Source organism: Streptomyces sp. NPDC050546, from assembly GCF_044457425.1.
Taxonomy (GTDB): domain Bacteria; phylum Actinomycetota; class Actinomycetes; order Streptomycetales; family Streptomycetaceae; genus Streptomyces.
On record NZ_JBITGX010000012.1, the window covers coordinates 247996 to 261567 of the forward strand.

Sequence of the window (13572 nt, forward strand, 5' to 3'; positions counted from 1 at the left end):
CTCAGCCCTTCCCCAGGAGCAGTCGGGCCTCGCCGACGGTGATGACGGAACCGGTGACGAGCACACCGCCGCCCGCGAACTCGCCCTCCTCCTCGGCGAGCGTGATCGCGGCCTCCAGCGCGTCGGGCAGCCGCGGCTCGACCTGGACGCGGTCGTCGCCGAACACCTCGACGGCGACACCGGCCAGCTCGTCGGCGTCCATCGCGCGGTGGCTGGAGTTCTGGGTGACCACGATCTCGGCGAACACCGGCTCGAAGGCCTCCAGCAGCCCCCGTACGTTCTTGTCGCCGCTCGCGCCGACGACGCCGATGAGGCGGCTGAACTGGAAGGCCTCCCCGATCGCCTCGGCCGCCGCCCGGGCGCCCGCCGGGTTGTGGGCGGCGTCGAGCACGACGGTGGGCGAGCGCCGCACGACCTCCAGCCGCCCCGGCGAGGCCACGGCCGCGAACGCCTTGCGGACCGCGTCGATGTCCAGCGCGTCGGCCCGCTGCGCGCCGACCCCGAAGAACGCCTCGACGGCGGCGAGCGCCACGGCCGCGTTGTGCGCCTGGTGCGCGCCGTGCAGCGGCAGGTACACCTCCGGGTACTCGCCGCCCAGGCCACGCAGGGTCACCAGCTGCCCGCCGACGGCCACCTGCCGGTCGACGACGCCGAACTCCAGCCCTTCCCGGGCCACGGTCGCGTCCACCTCGACGGCCTTCTTCAGCAGCACCTGCGCCGCCTCGACCGGCTGCTGCGCCAGGATGACCGTCGCGCCCTGCTTGACGATGCCGGACTTCTCCGTGGCGATCTCGGCGTGCGTGGTGCCGAGCCGGTCGGTGTGGTCGAGGTCTATGGGCGTGACCACGGCGACGTCACCGTCGATCACGTTCGTGGCGTCCCAGGAGCCGCCCATGCCGACCTCGACGACGGCGACGTCCGCGGGCGCGTCGGCGAAGGCCGCGTAGGCCATGCCTGTGAGCACCTCGAAGAAGGACAGCCGGTACTCCTGCTGCGCGTCGACCATCTCGATGTACGGCTTGATGTCCTCGTACGTCTCGATGAACCGCTCGGCGGAGATCGGGGCGCCGTCCAGGCTGATGCGCTCCGTGATCGACTGCACGTGCGGCGAGGTGTAGCGGCCGGTGCGCAGCTCGAAGGCGCCGAGCAGGGCCTCGATCATGCGGGCCGTGGAGGTCTTGCCGTTCGTTCCCGTGATGTGGATCGAGGGGTACGACCGCTGCGGCTCGCCCAGCACGTCCATCAGCGCGGCGATACGGCTGACGGAGGGCTCCAGCTTGGTCTCGCCCCAGCGCGTGGCGAGCTCCGCCTCGACCTCGCGCAGGGCCTTGTCCACCTCGGGGTCGGCGGGCCGGGTGGGGATGTCGGCCTCGGGCGGGCCGCCCTGGGTGCGGAGGGTTCGGCTGCCGGCCTCGATGACCGCGAGGTCGGGGTCGCGGTCGGTTTCCTCCGCGATGATCTCGTCGAAGCTGTCGAGGGGGTCGGGCTGGTCGTCGGCGTTGTGGTCTGGAGGGAGCTCGCTCACGGGGCCCAGTCTACGGAGGGGCAGTGACAATGGTCGGGGGTGGCTTGTGTCGTGGTGTTTGTGCGGGTGCGTCGTGGCTTGTCGCGCAGTTCCCCGCGCCCCCAAAGAGGCGGGTACGTGCCCCTGAGCTACGAGTGAGGCCCCCGGGCCTGTCAGCTCCGGGGGCCTCACACACCGTACGAACCGCTATGCCTGCGGCAGGCGGTCCAGCTGTGCCTGGATGCGGGTGATGTCCTCCTCCGCCTTGGCGAGGCGGTTGCGGATCTTGTCCACGACGTGGTCGGGGGCCTTCGCCAGGAACGCCTCGTTGCCGAGCTTCCCGGTCGCCTGGGCCTTCTCCTTCTCCGCCGCCGCCAGGTCCTTCGCCAGCCGCTTGCGCTCCGCCGCGATGTCGATCGTGCCGGAGAGGTCGAGGGCGACCTCTGCGCCGGCGACCGGGAGGGTCGCCGTGGCCGTGAAGGCGTCACCCTCCGGCTGGAGCCGGAGCAGCTGCCGGATGGCGGCCTCGTGGGTCGCGAACGGCGTGCCGTCCAGCGTCAGCCGGGCCGGGACCCGCTGGCCGGGCTGGAGGCCCTGGTCGGCGCGGAAGCGGCGGACCTCGGTGATGACCGACTGGAGCGATTCGATCTCCCGCTCGGCGGCCGCGTCCCGGAAGCCGCTGTCTGCGGGCCACTCGGCGATGACGACCGACTCGCCGCCGGTGAGCGTGGTCCACAGGGTCTCGGTGACGAAGGGAACCACCGGGTGCAGCAGCCTCAGCGTGACGTCGAGGACCTCGCCGAGGACGCGCTTGCTGACCTCGGCCGCCTCGCCGCCCGCCTGGAACGTCGTCTTGGACAGCTCGACGTACCAGTCGAAGACCTCGTCCCACGCGAAGTGGAACAGGGCGTCGGACAGCTTCGCGAACTGGTAGTCCTCGTAGAACGCGTCGACTTCGGCGACGACCGTGTTGAGGCGGGAGAGGATCCAGCGGTCGGTCGACGACATCGCAGACGGCTCAGGCAGCGGGCCGTCCACCGTCGCGCCGTTCATCATCGCGAAGCGCGTCGCGTTCCAGATCTTGTTGGCGAAGTTGCGGGACCCCTGGACCCAGTCCTCACCGATCGGGACGTCGACGCCCGGGTTGGCGCCACGGGCGAGCGTGAAGCGCAGGGCGTCGCTGCCGTACTTGTCCATCCAGTCCAGCGGGTTGACCGCGTTGCCGAAGGACTTCGACATCTTCTTGCCGAACTGGTCGCGGACCATGCCGTGCAGGGCGATGGTGTGGAACGGCGGGGTGCCGTCCATCGCGTAGAGGCCGAACATCATCATCCGGGCGACCCAGAAGAAGAGGATGTCGTAGCCGGTGACCAGGACGGAGTTCGGGTAGAACTTCGCGAGCGACTCGGTCTGTTCGGGCCAGCCCATCGTGGAGAACGGCCACAGGCCGGAGGAGAACCAGGTGTCGAGGACGTCGGTGTCCTGGCGCCAGCCCTCGGCCTCGGTGCCGGGCGGCTCCTCGTCGGGGCCGACGCAGACGACCTCGCCGTTCGGCCCGTACCAGACCGGAATCCGGTGGCCCCACCACAACTGCCGTGAGATGCACCAGTCGTGGAGGTTGTCGACCCAGTCGAAGTAGCGCTTCTCCATCTCCTGCGGATGGATCTTGACGCGCCCGTCGCGGACGGCGTCACCGGCGGCCTTCGCCAGCGGACCGACCTTGACCCACCACTGCATGGACAGACGCGGCTCGATGGTGGTCTTGCAGCGCGAGCAGTGGCCGACGGAGTGGACGTAGGGCCGCTTCTCGGCGACGATCCGGCCTTCGGCGCGCAGGGCCGCGACGATCGCCGAGCGGGCCTCCAGGCGGTCCAGGCCCTGGAAGGGGCCGTGCGCCGTGATGACCGCGTGCTCGTCCATGACCGTCAGGGCCGGGAGGTCGTGGCGCTGGCCGATCTCGAAGTCGTTCGGGTCGTGCGCCGGGGTCACCTTGACGGCGCCCGTGCCGAACTCCGGGTCGACGTGCTCGTCGGCGACGACCGGGATGGAGCGGTCGGTCAGCGGCAGCTTGACCAGCTTGCCGATCAGGTGCTTGTACCGCTCGTCCCCGGGGTGAACGGCGACGGCCGTGTCACCGAGCATGGTCTCGGCGCGGGTCGTGGCGACGACGATGGTGTCGTCCCCGTCGCCGTACTTCATGGAGACGAGTTCGCCGTCGTCGTCCTGGTACTCCACCTCGATGTCCGAGATGGCCGTCAGGCACCGGGGGCACCAGTTGATGATGCGCTCGGCACGGTAGATGAGCTCGTCTTCGTAGAGCCGCTTGAAGATGGTCTGGACGGCCTGGGACAGGCCCTCGTCCATGGTGAAGCGCTCGCGCGACCAGGCGACGGCGTCGCCGAGGCGGCGCATCTGGCCGCTGATCTGGCCGCCGGACTCGCCCTTCCACTGCCAGACCCGCTCGACGAAGGCCTCACGGCCCAGGTCGTGCCGGGACTTGCCCTCCTTGGCGAGCTCCCGCTCGACGACGTTCTGCGTGGCGATACCGGCGTGGTCCATGCCGGGCTGCCAGAGCGTCTCGTACCCCTGCATGCGCTTACGGCGCGTCAGCGCGTCGATGAGGGTGTGCTCGAAGGCGTGCCCGAGGTGCAGGCTGCCCGTGACGTTCGGCGGCGGGATGACGACGGTGTACGGCGGCTTGTCGCTCTTCTCGTCCGCCTCGAAGTAACCCCGCTCTACCCAGCGCTCGTACAGCGGCCCCTCTACGTCGGCCGGCGCGTACTGGGTCGGCAGGTCGGTGCGGGGCGCTGGTGGCTGCTGCTGAGCGTTCTCGGTCACGGGGGTCAGTTTAGAGGTGTCACTCCCCTGTCCCGAAACGCGTTTGCTTTGTAACGGTGGGGGGCCCGATGCCATGCACACGACGGGTCTGCGCCAGGATGTCTGGAACACATAAGCATCTGGAGGGGAACCCAGAACATGAGCTACAACCAGCCGGGCCCGTACGGCGGGCAGCAGCCTCAGCAGCCCGGTCCGTACGGCCAGCCGGGCCCGTACGGCCAGCCGCCGCAGGCGCCCCAGCCCGGCTACGGCTACCCCCAGCAGGCCCCTCCGCCCCAGCCCGGTTACGGCTACCCGCAGGGCGCCCCGCCCCAGCAGCCCGGCCCCTACGGCCAGCAGCCCCCGTACGGCCAGCAGCCTCAGCCGCCCTACGGTCAGCAGCCCCAGTACGGCGTCCCGCAGCCCCCGGCGCCGGGCGGCGGCAAGAAGAAGACGGGCATCATCCTCGGCGCGGTCGCGGTCGTCGCGGCCATCGGCGTGGGCGCGTACTTCGTGATCGGCGGGGGCGGTGGCGGTCTGGAGGACGACGGGCCGCACAAGCTGTCGACTCCGGCGACGGTGCTCAGCGAGTACAAGCGCACCACGAAGGACGGGCAGACCGCCGGAAACGCCTCGGATTTGGAGAAGAGCGGCGTCAAGGGCGCCAAGACCGCTGCGGGCCTCTACTCCACGGTGGACCTGAGCAACTACGACCCCGACGATCCCTCGTCCGCGGCGAAGATGGCGTCGGCCAAGACCCTGACGGTGGCGGGTGCCTACGGTGAGATCTCCGACCCGGAGGCGACGCTGGACCTGTTCTTCGCCAACTTCAAGAAGTCGTCCGAGAAGGAGGCCGCGTCCGGGTCCACGAAGCCCGAACTGATCGGGGAGCCCGAGGAGGCCGACCTCGACGGCGCGGCCATGAAGTGCCAGTCGGCCAAGTCACAGGACCAGCTGACCAAGAAGGAGAAGGTCAACTGGTTCTGCGCGTGGGCCGACTACAGCACCATCGCCATCGTGTCGCCTGCTGAGGCGGCGCAGGGCGTCACCCAGGACGTGGCGATCGACCTCACCACCAAGGTCCGCGAGGAAGTCCGCGTCAAGGCCTGACGCCGGCAACGACGAAGGCGCCCGGCACACGCTGTGCCGGGCGCCTTCGCGTGCAGTGGGTGACTAGGCGGTCTTCTGCTCGCCCGGACCGCGGCCCCGCGCATCCCGCGGGATCAGCGTCGGGTTGACGTTCGACTGGACGACGTCCGCCGTGATGACGACCCGGGCCACGTCCTTACGGGACGGGACCTCGTACATCACGCCCTGGAGGACCTCCTCCATGATGGCCCGCAGGCCACGCGCGCCGGTCTGGCGGAGGATCGCCTGGTCGGCGATGGCCTCGAGGGCCTCGCGCTCGAAGTCCAGCTCCACACCGTCGAGTTCGAAGAGGCGCTGGTACTGCTTGACGAGCGCGTTGCGCGGCTCGACGAGGATCTGCAGCAGGGCCTCGCGGTCGAGGTTGTGGACCGAGGTGATGACCGGGAGCCGGCCGATGAACTCGGGGATCATGCCGAACTTGACCAGGTCCTCCGGCATGACCTCCTGGAACTGGTCCTTGGACTCCATCTCGCGCTTGGAGCGGATCTGCGCGCCGAAGCCGATGCCCTTGGCACCCGCCCGGGACTCGATGATCTTCTCCAGGCCGGCGAAGGCACCGCCCACGATGAACAGCACGTTCGTCGTGTCGATCTGGATGAACTCCTGGTGCGGGTGCTTGCGGCCGCCCTGCGGCGGGACCGAGGCGGTGGTGCCCTCCAGGATCTTCAGCAGGGCCTGCTGGACGCCCTCGCCCGAGACATCGCGCGTGATCGAGGGGTTTTCACTCTTCCTCGCGACCTTGTCGATCTCGTCGATGTAGATGATCCCGGTCTCGGCCTTCTTGACGTCGTAGTCGGCGGCCTGGATCAGCTTGAGGAGGATGTTCTCGACATCCTCGCCGACGTATCCCGCCTCCGTGAGCGCCGTGGCGTCGGCGATCGCGAAGGGGACGTTCAGCATGCGCGCGAGGGTCTGGGCGAGGAGGGTCTTGCCGGAGCCCGTGGGGCCGAGGAGGAGGATGTTGGACTTCGCCAACTCGATGGCGTCGTCACGGCCGTTCGCCCCGCCGTTCTCACCGGCCTGGACGCGCTTGTAGTGGTTGTACACCGCTACGGAGAGGGCCTTCTTGGCGGCCTCCTGACCGACCACGTACCCCTCGAGGAACTCGTAGATCTCGCGGGGCTTCGGGAGTTCCTCCCAGCGGACCTCGCTGGTCTCCGCGAGCTCTTCCTCGATGATCTCGTTGCAGAGGTCGATGCACTCGTCGCAGATGTACACACCGGGCCCTGCGATGAGCTTCTTGACCTGCTTCTGGCTCTTGCCACAGAACGAGCACTTGAGCAGATCGCCGCCGTCACCGATGCGTGCCACGGTGTGCTTCCCCTTCGCCTGGGAGACGACTGGACGTCCACGTCCAGCGGCTCCTGGTGCAGCCTTATGTCCGACGGTACCTTGCCGGGCCCCTCGTTCGGGCCCCCCTTGGCGCGGTTCACTTTGACGTGGACCGTGCCAAACCGTGCCAAGGGGCGGCAGACGATACAGCCTCTCGCCTCAGCGCAGGCTCGAGTTGTCCATCTTCCGGGTGGTGATGATCTGGTCGATCAGTCCGTAGCTCAGCGCGTCCTCGGCCGTGAGGATCTTGTCGCGCTCGATGTCGTCACGGATCTTCTCGACCGGCGTGGTGGAGTGCTTGGCCAGCATCTCCTCCAGCTGCGAGCGCATCCGCAGGATCTCGTTCGCGGCGATCTCCAGGTCGGACACCTGACCGCGGCCGGTCTCGCTGTACGGCTGGTGGATCAGCACGCGCGCGTTCGGCAGGGCCATGCGCTTGCCGGGCGTACCGGCGGCCAGCAGGACGGCGGCGGCGGAGGCCGCCTGGCCCATGCAGACCGTCTGGATGTCCGGCTTCACGTACTGCATGGTGTCGTAGATCGCGGTGAGCGCCGTGAAGGAGCCACCGGGGCTGTTGATGTACACCGAGATGTCACGGTCGGGGTCCATCGACTCCAGGCACAGCAGCTGCGCCATGACGTCGTTGGCGGAGGCGTCGTCGATCTGGACGCCGAGGAAGATCACGCGCTCCTCGAAGAGCTTCGCGTACGGGTCGTACTCGCGGATGCCCTGGGAGGTGCGCTCGACGAAGCGGGGGATGACGTAGCGGGACTCGGCCTGCGGGCCGGTGTAGCGGCCCTGCGAGCCGCTCATGTCCTGCACGGCGTGCATACGGTCGTAGATCCCGCTGCCGGGGAACTGGTTCACGGTGTCTCCTGAGAAGGGCTGAGGCGGTCGGCTGGGGCTGTCTGGGGTCGCTGGGGCCCGGGAGGGCTCCGGGGGCCTCACGGGGCGCCACAGGCCCCGTGGGGACCTCTCAGGCCCCGGTGCCGCCGCCGCCCGGCATACCGGCGGCCGTGGGGATGACGTCGTCGATGAGGCCGTACTCCTTGGCCTCGAAGGCGTCGAACCAGCGGTCGCGGTCCGAGTCGCGGGTGATCTGCTCGACCGACTGCCCCGTGTGCTGGGACGTGAGCTCGGCCATGCGCTTCTTGGTGTGCAGCAGCCGCTCGGCGTGGATCTTGATGTCCGAGGCCGAGCCGGCCAGGCCGGCGGAGGGCTGGTGGATCAGGATCTCGGCGTTCGGCAGCGCGAAGCGCTTGCCGGGGGTGCCCGCGCTGAGCAGGAACTGGCCCATCGAGGCCGCGAGACCCATGGCGATGGTCACCACGTCGTTCTTGATGAACTGCATCGTGTCGTAGATCGCCATACCGGCCGTGATCGAACCGCCGGGGCTGTTGATGTAGAGGTAGATGTCCTTGTCGGGATCCGCGGCAAGGAGCAGCAGCTGTGCGGTGATCTTGTTCGCGATGTCGTCGTCGACCGGCTGGCCGAGGAAGATGATCCGCTCGTTGAGCAGCCGGTTGTAGACCTGGTCACCGAGGCCACCACCGATGGAAGGCTCGCCGGCGGCGGAGGGCATCAGATTCGTCACGTATCCACCTGCTCGTCTTACGACGGCGCCGGGCCGTCTCACGTTTCCCTGCGGGGCTGGAGCCGTTCGCAGACTCCACTGCCCTCGTATTCATGGACCCTAACGCGCGGGTCCCTTCGGGGAATCCCGGAGATGGGAGTGTTCGCCGGGGGCGTAGCGCGACGGGGCTCCGCCGGGGGCCGTGCGGTCTCGCCGTGGGTGGGTCCGCCCGTGGACGGCTGCGGGCCCGTGGGGCTTGTCGCGCAGTTCCCCGCGCCCCCGAGGTGCGCTGCCCCACGGACGGCAAGAAGGCCCTGGGGTTCGCACCCCAGGGCCTTCCCTATGACCTAGTCAGAGCCGGGGGCTCAGCCCTCGGTCTTCTCCTCGGTGGACTCGGCGGCCTCGGCCGGGGTCTCCTCGGTGGAGGCCTCGGTCTCGTCCTCCTCGTCGTCCAGGTCGACGACCTCGCCGTTGGTGTCCTTGACCGCGGCCTTCTCGACCACGACGGCCAGGGCCTTGCCGCGGGCGACCTCGCCGACCAGGAGCGGAACCTGACCGCCCTCGACGACGGCCTGGGCGAACTGGTCGGGGGACATGCCGGAGGAGGCGGCGCGGCGCATGAGGTGCTCGGTGAGCTCCTCCTGGCTGACGTTCAGCTTCTCCTGCTTGACGAGCTCGTCGAGCACGAACTGCGTCTTGATGCCCTTGACCGCGGCTTCCTTGGTCTCGGCGTCGAACTCCTCGACCGTCTTGCCCTGGATCTCGAGGTACTTCTCGAGGTCGAGACCCATCTGGCCGAGCTGGTGGTGCTCGAGGTTGTGCTTGCGGGTGTTGACCTCGTCCTCGAGCAGCTTGTCCGGGACCGGCACCTCGACCAGCTCGAGCAGCTTCTCCAGGACGCGCTCCTGGGCCTGCGTGGCCTGGTCGTACTGCTTCATGTTCTCCAGGCGCTTGCGGCTGTCGGCCCGCAGCTCCTCGATGGTGTCGAACTCGGAGGCGAGCTGCGCGAACTCGTCGTCCAGCTCGGGCAGTTCGCGCTTGGCGACCTGGGTGACCTTGACGGTGACCTCGGCCTCCTTGCCGGCCGCCGAGCCGCCCTTGAGCTCGGAGGTGAAGGTGGCCTCGCCACCGGCCTCCACGCCCTTCACGGCGTCGTCGATGCCGTCCAGCAGCTCGCCGGAGCCGATGGTGTAGGAGACGCCGTCGGCGACGCCGTCCTCCAGGACCTCGCCCTCGACCTTGGCCTCCAGGTCGATCGTCACGACGTCGCCGTCCTCGGCGGCACGCTCGACCGGGGCCGTGGAGGCGAAGCGCTCACGCAGCTCCTCGACCGCCTTGTCGACGTCCTCCTCGGTGACCTCGACCGCGTCGACCTCGACCTCGATGCCGGAGTAGTCCGGGATCTCGATGGAGGGACGGATGTCGACCTCGGCGGTGAAGTTCAGCGTCTCGCCGTCCTTCAGCTCCGTGATGTCGACCTCGGGCTGGCCCAGCGGGTTCAGCTCGGCCTCGTTGACCGCGTCGGTGTAGAACTTCGGCAGCGCGTCGTTGACGGCCTCCTCCAGCACCGCACCGCGGCCGAACCGCTGGTCGATGACCCGGGCCGGGACCTTGCCCTTGCGGAAGCCCTTCACCGTGACCTGCTGGTTGATCTTCTTGTACGCCGCGTCGAGGCTGTCCTTGAGCTCCTCGAAGGGCACCTCGACAGTGAGCCGAACCCGAGTCGGGTTCAGGGTCTCCACGGCGCTCTTCACGGTTCGGTCTCCTTGTGGCTGACTTCTTGGGTTCTGCCGGGGCCAGAGCGGCCCGGCGGATTTCGCCGCCCGGAGACTTCAGACGCTGATACACACGGACGGCAGCTTGCATAGTAACGGCAGCGACTACACCGCCCAAAAGGCGATCACATGAGTGACCGGAAGGCGATCACCCGAGGCGAGTCGAGATGATCGGGTGGCTGGTCGGGGTGGCGGGATTTGAACCCACGGCCTTCCGCTCCCAAAGCGGACGCGCTACCAAGCTGCGCCACACCCCGTCTGGTGCGACACGTAGGGTACATGGCGCAAGGCCGTACGGCCGCCGCATTTCCGCTGCGTCGGCGCCGGGAGGGTCCGGTTGCGAATGCGGTGTGCGACGAGGGCGCACAACCCGCTACGATGCTTGCGTGCCGCGGTCACCCGACCTGCGGCGCGCACCGTGCGGGCGTAGCTCAATGGTAGAGCCCTAGTCTTCCAAACTAGCTACGCGGGTTCGATTCCCGTCGCCCGCTCTGAACGGCTCGGGCCCGGTTCTTCGGAACCGGGCCCGAGGGGTTTTTCCGGTGCCTGAAAGATTTCGGGGGGTTCCTGGGATTCCCGGGGATTCAGAGGTCGCGTACGTCCACCGTGTAGACGGAGCGGACGCCGTACGGGACGTACAGGGCGTCGCCGACGAGGACGAGCGGGGCGCCCGAGGTGACGAGCATGCTGTCGGTTCTGCCGCCGTCGTCGCGGCCGTCCACGGTGGCCTCGACCTCGCCGGTGCTCGCGTCCAGGGCGGCCAGGCGGCCGCTGGGGGACGCGACGTACACGTGGGTGGCGGAGGCGGTCGGCGGCCCCTGCTGCTCCACGGTGGAGTTGGATTCCCACAGCGTTCGGCCGGTGCGGGGCGAGACCGCGCGGACGCCGCCGCTTTCGCGCGTGAAGTAGACCGTGCCGCGTACCAGGTACGCGTCCGCGTCCTCGGGCCGGGGCTGCGCGAGCCGGCGCACGGTGAGCGCGCGCGAGGAGACGTCGATCAGGGTCAGGCCGCGGTCCGTGGCGAATGCGTCCCCGAGGACCAGACGCCCGTCGTGCTGTCCGAGCAGGTACTGGGCGCCCTTGGCCTCGACGGTCCAGCGGGCCTTTCCGGTGGCCGCGTCGATCTGGGAGACGGTGGTACGGGAGGCTCCTCGTTCCGTCAGACCGATCACGCAGACGAGGTAGGCGTGGTCGGCCGCGGAGCGCAGCAGGCAGTCGGCCGGGGCGTCCGGGGTGTCCGGCTTCGGCTGCTTCCAGCGGACGTCGCCGGTCTCGGCGTCGAGCAGGGCGTACTGGTCGCCCGCCGATCCGTAGAAGGTGACGACGCCCTCGGGGACGGCCGTGGCGGCGTCCTGCGTGCTGTCGGGGACGGACGCCGACTCGCCGGTGCCCGTCACGGTCCGCCAGAGCTCCTTGCCCGTGCCGGCGGCCAGGGCGTACACCGCGTAGCTGAACCGGGGGCCGGCCGCCGTCTCCCCCTCCTCCGCCTCGTAGGCGTAGACGTGGCTGTCGGTGGTGCCGACGAGCGCGCCCTCGCTGCTGCTGGAGGAGCCGTCGGGTGTGGGGTCGACGGGCCGGCCCCAGGTGGCGCGGCCGCCGGCGAGATCGAAGCGGGTCGCCATGAGGCCGGAGCCCGCGCACACGAGGGAGGTGTCGACGGCCGCGCAGCCCGCGAGAGCGCTGTCGGCGCCGCCGAGGCGCTCTCGGCCCTCGGGGGCCTTCGCGGCGGTGGCCCAGGGCTTCCAGCCGTGAGGGAGGTCGCTGGGGGCCGCGGAGCCCGCGGGGCCGGGCTCGCTGTCGCGGGAGAGGGCGCCGCTGAGGAGGACGGTGGTGGCGGCGAGGACGGCGGCCACGGCCGTCCCGGCCGCCGCGGCGAGGAGGTAGCGGCGTCTTCGGTTGCCTCGCGGCCGGGCGGGCTCGGGCGGCGGGTCGGCGAGCGGGGTGTCGCGCTGCGGCGTGGCCGCGGGGACGCGCTGGGACGGAAGAGGGATCGATTCCTCGGCGGCCGGGGGCGGGACGGCCGGGTCTCCGTCGCGCAGCAGGGTCAGGAGTTCGTGGGCGGTCACGCGGGACTTGGGGTGCTTCTCCAGACAGAGGCGCACGAAGGGGAGCAGTTCGTCCGGTACGCCGGCGAGGGCCGGTTCGCCCTCGACGACCCGGACGGCCGTCTCGTAGGGGCTCGGGCTGTCGAAGGGGCCGCGGCGGGTGGCGGCGTAGGCGAGGACCGAGCCGAGGGAGAAGATGTCGGCCGCCGGGCCGACGTCCTGCGGGGAGGAGAACTGCTCCGGCGACATGAAGGGCGGGGTGCCCATGACGCGGCCGGTCTGGGTGAGGACGTCGGCGGCGGCGAACTCGGCGGCACGGGAGATGCCGAAGTCGATGACGCGGGGGCCGTCCTCGGCGAGCATCACGTTGGCCGGCTTCAGATCGCGGTGGACGACTCCGGCGCGGTGGATGTCGCGCAGCGCCTCGGCGAGGCCGGCGGCGAGTTCACGCAGCCGGGGCGCGGAGAGCGGGCCGTGCTCGCGGACGTGGGTGCCGAGGTCCGAGCCCGGGATGTAGAGCGTGGCCATCCAGGGGCGGGGGGCGTCGGCGTCGGCGTCCACGACGGGGGCCGTGAAGGCACCGCTGACCTGGCGGGCCGCGGCCACCTCGCGGCGGAAACGGGCGCGGAACTCGTCGTCGTCGGCGTACTGGCCGTGCACCACCTTGACGGCGAGACGCCGGCCGGAGGCCGAGCGGGCCAGGTAGACCACACCCATGCCGCCGGAGCCGAGGCGGTCCTCGATGCGGTAGCCGCCCACCTCCGCGGGGTCAGAATCGCGCAGCGCCATCCCCGTACGTTCCCCCCGTCACGCACCGTCCCGTCGGGAGGAGGGTATCCGCACGCCCCGCGGGCCCGTGGCACCGGCCCGGGAGGGGTGCGACCGCGGCCGGTCAGAAGCTGATGGAGTTGACCGTCTCCGCTATCGAGTTGAGGAAGCGCTGGATGGACGGGGCCATGCCGGTCGAGGCGAGGAAGAAGCCGAAGAGGATCGCCACGATCGCGGGGCCCGCCTTGATGGATCCCCCTCTCAGCAACACCACAAGGATGATCGCCAACAGCAGCACCACAGACAGTGAAATGGCCACAACTGATCACACCCTCGGTCGGTCCGCTCTCCCGGCCCGGGGGCGCCTCAGCGCACCCCCGCCAGAACCATCGTGCCACCAACGCGGCCGGGCTATGCGGCCGGTGACGCATCATCCCTCCCGGTGTCGTCCGGGCCGGTGTACGTCGCGTGCCGGAGGGGACCCGACGGACGGGACTCGTACGGCAATTCGATGCGCCACCCGCGCGGGAATTCCGGTCGGATCGTTTCCGTCTCCACACAACGCGTTCGCAGCTAATTCGAATTGCCGCCCAAGGCTCCTCAACAGCC

General features: G+C 69.8%; 9 protein-coding genes and 2 tRNA genes. 2 read left to right on the top strand and 9 right to left on the bottom strand.

The features are described from left to right. Position 1: 1 nt before the first annotated feature. Positions 2-1525: a bifunctional folylpolyglutamate synthase/dihydrofolate synthase gene (locus ACIBK5_RS28910; protein ID WP_399023935.1), complete on the bottom strand. Its 1524-nt coding sequence runs from the start codon at positions 1523-1525 to the stop codon at positions 2-4. 186 nt (positions 1526-1711) lie between these two features. Further along, a complete protein-coding gene (locus ACIBK5_RS28915; RefSeq protein WP_399023937.1) occupies positions 1712-4342 on the bottom strand; it encodes a valine--tRNA ligase in 2631 nt (876 codons plus the stop codon). Positions 4343-4480: 138 nt separating this feature from the next. On the opposite strand from ACIBK5_RS28915, the gene ACIBK5_RS28920 reads away from it, so the two are divergent. After that, positions 4481-5431 (top strand): hypothetical protein, encoded by a 951-nt coding sequence (locus ACIBK5_RS28920; protein WP_399023939.1) that lies wholly within the window; start codon positions 4481-4483, stop codon positions 5429-5431. A gap of 63 nt (positions 5432-5494) precedes the next feature. On the opposite strand, the gene clpX is transcribed toward ACIBK5_RS28920, so the two are convergent. The 5 genes from clpX to ACIBK5_RS28945 all read right to left on the bottom strand — a co-directional run bounded on the left by clpX (position 5495) and on the right by ACIBK5_RS28945 (position 10407). Beyond that, entirely contained in the window at positions 5495-6781 is a 1287-nt protein-coding gene (gene clpX / locus ACIBK5_RS28925) for an ATP-dependent Clp protease ATP-binding subunit ClpX (RefSeq protein WP_010041898.1), read from the bottom strand. 180 nt (positions 6782-6961) lie between these two features. Continuing rightward, positions 6962-7669, bottom strand: a complete 708-nt coding sequence (locus ACIBK5_RS28930; protein ID WP_399023941.1) for an ATP-dependent Clp protease proteolytic subunit — start codon at positions 7667-7669, stop codon at positions 6962-6964. 109 nt (positions 7670-7778) lie between these two features. Continuing rightward, a complete protein-coding gene (locus ACIBK5_RS28935; RefSeq protein WP_030818448.1) occupies positions 7779-8384 on the bottom strand; it encodes an ATP-dependent Clp protease proteolytic subunit in 606 nt (201 codons plus the stop codon). Between the two features lie 356 nt (positions 8385-8740). After that, a complete protein-coding gene (gene tig, locus ACIBK5_RS28940) occupies positions 8741-10129 on the bottom strand; it encodes a trigger factor (RefSeq protein WP_399023943.1) in 1389 nt (462 codons plus the stop codon). A gap of 201 nt (positions 10130-10330) precedes the next feature. Then, positions 10331-10407, bottom strand: a tRNA-Pro gene (locus ACIBK5_RS28945). A gap of 163 nt (positions 10408-10570) precedes the next feature. Between ACIBK5_RS28945 and ACIBK5_RS28950 the strand changes: the two genes are divergently transcribed. Further along, positions 10571-10641 (top strand) — tRNA-Gly (locus ACIBK5_RS28950). A 93-nt stretch (positions 10642-10734) separates the two neighbouring features. On the opposite strand, the gene ACIBK5_RS28955 is transcribed toward ACIBK5_RS28950, so the two are convergent. After that, positions 10735-12984, bottom strand: coding sequence for a serine/threonine-protein kinase (locus ACIBK5_RS28955; RefSeq protein ID WP_399023946.1), 2250 nt, complete (start codon positions 12982-12984; stop codon positions 10735-10737). A 103-nt stretch (positions 12985-13087) separates the two neighbouring features. Continuing rightward, complete coding sequence (locus tag ACIBK5_RS28960; RefSeq protein ID WP_142163958.1) at positions 13088-13282, bottom strand: hypothetical protein; 195 nt, start codon at positions 13280-13282, stop codon at positions 13088-13090. Positions 13283-13572 lie beyond the last annotated feature (290 nt).

Bases quoted from the DNA above. Each gene is read 5' to 3' on its own strand.
- ACIBK5_RS28935 (WP_030818448.1), bottom strand. From the start codon at position 8,384: ATGCCCTCCGCCGCCGGCGAGCCTTCCATCGGTGGTGGCCTCGGTGAC.
- ACIBK5_RS28920 (WP_399023939.1), top strand. From the start codon at position 4,481: ATGAGCTACAACCAGCCGGGCCCGTACGGCGGGCAGCAGCCTCAGCAG.
- ACIBK5_RS28955 (WP_399023946.1), bottom strand. From the start codon at position 12,984: ATGGCGCTGCGCGATTCTGACCCCGCGGAGGTGGGCGGCTACCGCATC.